Origin of the sequence: Sphaerospermopsis kisseleviana CS-549, from assembly GCF_028329225.1 — a bacterium.
GTDB classification, from domain to species: domain Bacteria; phylum Cyanobacteriota; class Cyanobacteriia; order Cyanobacteriales; family Nostocaceae; genus Sphaerospermopsis; species Sphaerospermopsis kisseleviana.
In genome coordinates this window covers 1-5,437 of record NZ_JAQMTI010000264.1, presented here as the reverse complement: position 1 = coordinate 5,437, position 5,437 = coordinate 1, and the positions used below count along the sequence as shown (strand labels likewise).

The following is a 5,437-nucleotide window of genomic DNA, read 5'->3' as shown; positions in this document are numbered from 1 at the left end:
GACAAAAAGACAGAAAATCAAACCATCAATTAAACAATAACATCCTGTAAATCCTCTAATCCTGGTTATCCTGATTCAGACAAAAAGACAGAAAATCAAACCATCAATTAAACAATAACATCCTGTACATCCTATCATCCTGGTTATCCTGATTCTGACAAATATTACCATTCATTCAATGCTGGTAAACTTTTTACTATTCTCACTGTTTCTAAACTAACCCTAACTATCCTCTTCACTAAATCTACTATATATCGCGGATCTTCTGACCAGTGGTTAGGATCATTGACTATTCCACTATCTTTATCTTTGGTGATTTTATACCTTTCCATTACCCATTCTAATGCTGATTTTCCATTTACTATATATTCGTAGGTTTCTAGGGGGATTTGTGATAGGGTGATTTTACTGTTATAGATGATGGTGGTTTTATCTATTCCGTTTTTGTTCTTTCCAAATACCATTTTTTCTACACGGTAATCTTGAGGATCTAAATATATTTCTGGTGAAAATTCTTTGATTTCATAAGGTTCTATGGTTTCATAGTTTATATGATAATCTGCTAATTCTCTACCTGCTTTACTGAATGTCCAAAAGTCTCCCGTGTAGGGGATGCGGGGTAACATTTTTTTGAGGTCTGCTGCAAATCTTTGTTTATATTCTGGGGAGTGGAGGACTCCATATATGTAATAAAATATGTCTGTTTTGGTGATGTTTTTGTCTTGATATTTTTTCTGGAAGTCTTTTAAGATGCGATCAGAGATGTTTTCTTTTTTGGTGTATTGTTCTGTGGTTGCTGTTGCAAATAGTGATCCTAGTTCGCTTTGTTTTTCGTAGGTATATAATGGGAAATTATCCCCATTGTATATTAATTTATACTCTGTTAATACATTAGATATCAACACAGAAAATTCTTTATCTTCTCCTCTACCCATAACACAAATTAATAAATTTTCCAAATTATGATTAGGGAAAATCTTAGGCATTTGATAAACACAGTTATTCAAATATCTATTAAAATATATCCATTGCTTACAATAAGGACGATACATGGCTTTTGTAACTTCATTCTCATTAAATAAATGTATTTTTAACTTTCCACAATCATCTTTTAATTCTCTTGACCAGCTTATTTTTGTAGTGTCTGCATCTATAAAAGATTCTACTTGTTTTTTCCTTTGTTCAGTATTTGATAAAATTTTACCTTTTAAATATTTTTTAAATTCTTCAACTTGTTCATTATAAAAATTAATCATTTTAGTCATATTATTAATTAATAATTGACGTGAAAAATTAAAACACCAAGCATCACGGCTTGTTAAAACACCCCTTGAATATAAATCAAAAATAGTTTTAGAATTTGCATCTTTCTTATCACCTAAAGAAATAAAACTTTCAAAATCATCATTGCGTTGATTAATCCAATCATAATTTTCATTAGGGGTGATTTCTGACCATTGGATGGTAGAAACATCACCAAAAGTTTTAATAATATCTAATTTTTCTTTTTGACTTAAATAATCACCAATATCATGATAAAATAACTTACATTCCTGTTTTTGATCAGGATTTTTGATTAATAAAATAACCGCAATAGTAGTTCTTGTACCTTCACCAAAAACATTACCTTTTTCTTGTCTTCTTTGTTCTCCAGAAGTTCTCGCATTACCACGTAAATTAAAACAATAAATACTCGTAAATTCATCAACTAAACATTTTCTAAAACCATCCATTGCATTATTATCAATGAATGAACCATTACTCACAAAACACACTATACCTTTATCTTTGATTCTATCACTTCCCCATCTAAAACCGCGAATATAAGAATCATAAAGACTGTTTTTTAAAGTAGCACTAGAATATTTAGCATAGGTGTTTCTAATTCTGTCATCTAACTTATCATATTTAAGATTTTTATTCCCATCATTTTCGCTAGTTTGTCCAGCAGAATAAGGAGGATTACCAATAATCACAGTAATATCATTTTGCTTTTGATTAATCACCCGTTGATTATTTTCAGGAAATGTTCTATTTATAATCTCTTGAAATTCATAACCTTCATTTTCAAACATTTGAAAAGTATCAGTTAAAACAATGCCATTAAAAGGCCGATATTCACCACCAGCTAAGAAATGATAACTTTCCTCAATATTAATCGCAGCAATATAATAAGCTAACAAAACAATCTCATTACAATGCAACTCATGACTAAATTTCCGTTGTAAATCTTCCCGTTTTATTAACCCACTTTGCAACAACCGCACCATAAAAGTACCCGTACCCGTAAAGGGATCTAAAATATGTACACCCTCATCAGATAAACCCACACCAAACTCTTGTTTTAACGCAAAATCAGCACTTTTAATAATAAAATCTACCACTTCCACGGGAGTATAAACAATCCCCAATCTTTCCACCAACTTAGGAAAAGCAGCACGGAAGAATTTATCATATAATTCAATAATTATCCTCTGTTTACCTTCCGCATTATCAATACCGCTTGCGCGTTCTCGCACACTTTGATAAAACTTTTCTAAAGTCTGCACATCCTTTTGCAAAGATTGATTTTCTAACACATCTAACATTCTTTGCATGGTTTGAGAAACGGGGTTAAATTTAGTAAATTCATATCCTTCAAACAAAGCATCAAACACAGGTTTAGTAATTAAATGTTGAGATAACATTTCAATTGCTTCTTCTGCGGTGACATTAGGATTAATATTTTGATGTAAACCTGTGATAAACTCATCAAATGCCTTTTTCGCTTCTGATTCAGAACTTTCTAATAATGCCTTAATTCTGGAAGTGTGACTTTCAGCAATTTTCGCTACATCTTTAGCCCAATCTTCCCAATAACGACGATTACCACATTTAGTAACTATTTTTGCATAAATCGCATCTCGCCATTCTTCAACGGGGAAATTTAACTCTAATTGTTGATAGGAACTTCCCGTATTTGTAGATGTAGAACTATCATTTTTTTGCCTACCACCAACCCCAACCACACTAATTTTATTCGGACGACGTTTATTGAGATCAATTTTATTGACAGTATCATTAAATCTGTCATCATGGGCGCGTAATGCCTGTAATACTTGCCAAATTACCTTATATTTTTCATTATCCTTTAAAGCGACATCAGGCGACATATCCGCAGGAATACCAACGGGTAAAATAATATAACCGTATTTTTTCCCCTCTGCTTTTCTCATCACCCTCCCCACAGACTGCACCACATCCACCACGGAGTTACGAGGAGTCAGGAACATCACAGCATCCAACGCAGGAACATCCACCCCTTCCGATAAACACCGTGCATTGGAGAGGATGCGACAGATATTACTTCCTTGGGTGGGTTCAGCTTTTAACCATTCTAATTTTTCGGTTCTTTGTAAAGCGTTTTGTGTACCATCAACATGGTCTAATTCACATTGTAAAAATGTTTCATCATCGGGGTTTAATTGTTGATATTGGTTGATAATATCCCCAAATAATCTCACAATTTTTTCTGAATCTTTAATACTACGAGAAAAAGCCACCGCCCGTTTCATTGGGGTTTTATCTTCTGTATCATCTCCTTCTTCATCGCTAAGTAAACGTTTAGCTAAACCATTCCAACAACCAACAATTTTTACCGCATCTTGTAAATTTAATTCGTTATTTGCATCTGCTAACTGTTGTTGAAAAGTTGCACCCACAAATTTTTCATCAACTGCTAACACCATGACTTTATAATCAGTTAATAAACCAGTGCTAACAGCTTCACCAAAACCTAAACGATGAAATTCTTTACCGTAGATATGTACATCATCCATTGAACATAAAAAAGCCTGATTTTCTTTAGCTTGAACTTTGGTATCATCGCTATAAATTTTGGGAGTTGCTGTCATATACAGCCGTTTTTTAGCTTTGATAAAATCTTGATTATGCACCTTCACAAAATAAGATTCATCTGTTCCTGCAATAGTTACTCCTGTGGTTCTATGTGCTTCATCACAGATGATTAAATCAAATTCTGGTAAACCAATTTTTTGCGCTTCCGATATTGCTTGAATAGATTGATAGGTGGAGAAAATAACAGTTAATTCTTTTTTATCTGCAAAAGTTTGATAGGATTTAATAATATCTTGAGCGTTAGTTGTGGGAGGAAATGCTAAATCATTAACTGTAATATCCGCAACATCATGGTTGGTGAGCGAAGTCGAACCCTTTTTCTTATTTTTACCCACATTGACATCAGAACACACTGCGATACTATGAAAATTAATCTCACTTTCAGCAGTCCATTCTCTCAAAGTTTGGGAAAGTAAAGAAATTGAAGGAACTAAAAACAGAATTAAGTTATTATCTAAATTATTATCTCTAGGAAAATTTTCCGCAATTTTCAACGCAGTAAAGGTTTTACCAGTACCGCAGGCCATGATTAATTTACCTCTATCTGCATTTTTAAACCCAGTGAGGACTTTTTCTAATGCGGTTTGTTGATGGGGACGAATGCTTTTTTTAGGTTTAAGTTCTAAATTATCAGGATTTTTTAAACTGTATTTATTCCAATCAATAGGACTATTTTCTAAATCATAAATAGTAGCACGAATAACGGGAATTTGTTGATTTTCTAATGCTGCTTCCGCGTGTTTACTCCATTTAGAAGTAGTAGAAATAATCATCCGCTTTTTAAATAAATTTGTCCCGGAAGCGGTGAAAAATGAATCTATATCTGATTTTTCTAAGGTCTGATCTAAATCATAACATTTACATTGTATCGCCCAATAATCCCCAGTATCCTTTTCCACTGCTACTAAGTCAATACCTGTATCTGGCATATTTCCCCGTTTAGGAAATTCCATCCATAACCAAACTTGGCTAAAATGATCTTTATAAAAGGGGTCAGTTTTGAGATAATTTAACATTAAGCGTTCAAATTTATCACCTAAATCACGGGTAGAGGTGGAAGTTTGTTTAAATTCGTTTAATATTTTTTGAATAGTCATGTTTATTTGGTAATGGGTAATCTTTATAGATCCCGGATTTCTTTAAGAAGTCCAGGATCTGAATCTATCTAATCTAATCAATATAATAACTACACTTACGTATAGTTGTAAAGTCTTGACTAAGTTATGTTGTATTAATTTTTTTATTATTTTGTTAATGTAACTTAATATAAGTTAATGAATTTGTCTGAATCAGGATGTCCAGGATTTCAGGATTTTCAGGATTGTGATTGTTTAATTGATGGTTTGATTTTATAGATTTTATTTGTCTGAATCAGGATTTTCAGGATTTAAGGATTTTCAGGATTGTGATTGTTTAAATTTCTGAATTTGTCTGAATCAGGATGTCCAGGATTTCAGGATTTTCAGGATTGTTATTGATTACTTTTCTGTTTGCATCAGAATCTAAAGATATTATAAGCTGTTGTGCATTTAATTTGTAT

1 protein-coding gene is annotated in these 5,437 nt (G+C 32.5%); it reads right to left on the bottom strand.

From position 1 onward, the window contains the following. Positions 1 to 164: 164 nt before the first annotated feature. The gene (locus PN497_RS20850) at positions 165 to 4,994 is read right to left on the bottom strand and encodes a DEAD/DEAH box helicase (protein WP_096566137.1); all 4,830 of its coding nucleotides are present in this window, start codon (positions 4,992 to 4,994) and stop codon (positions 165 to 167) included. Positions 4,995 to 5,437 lie beyond the last annotated feature (443 nt).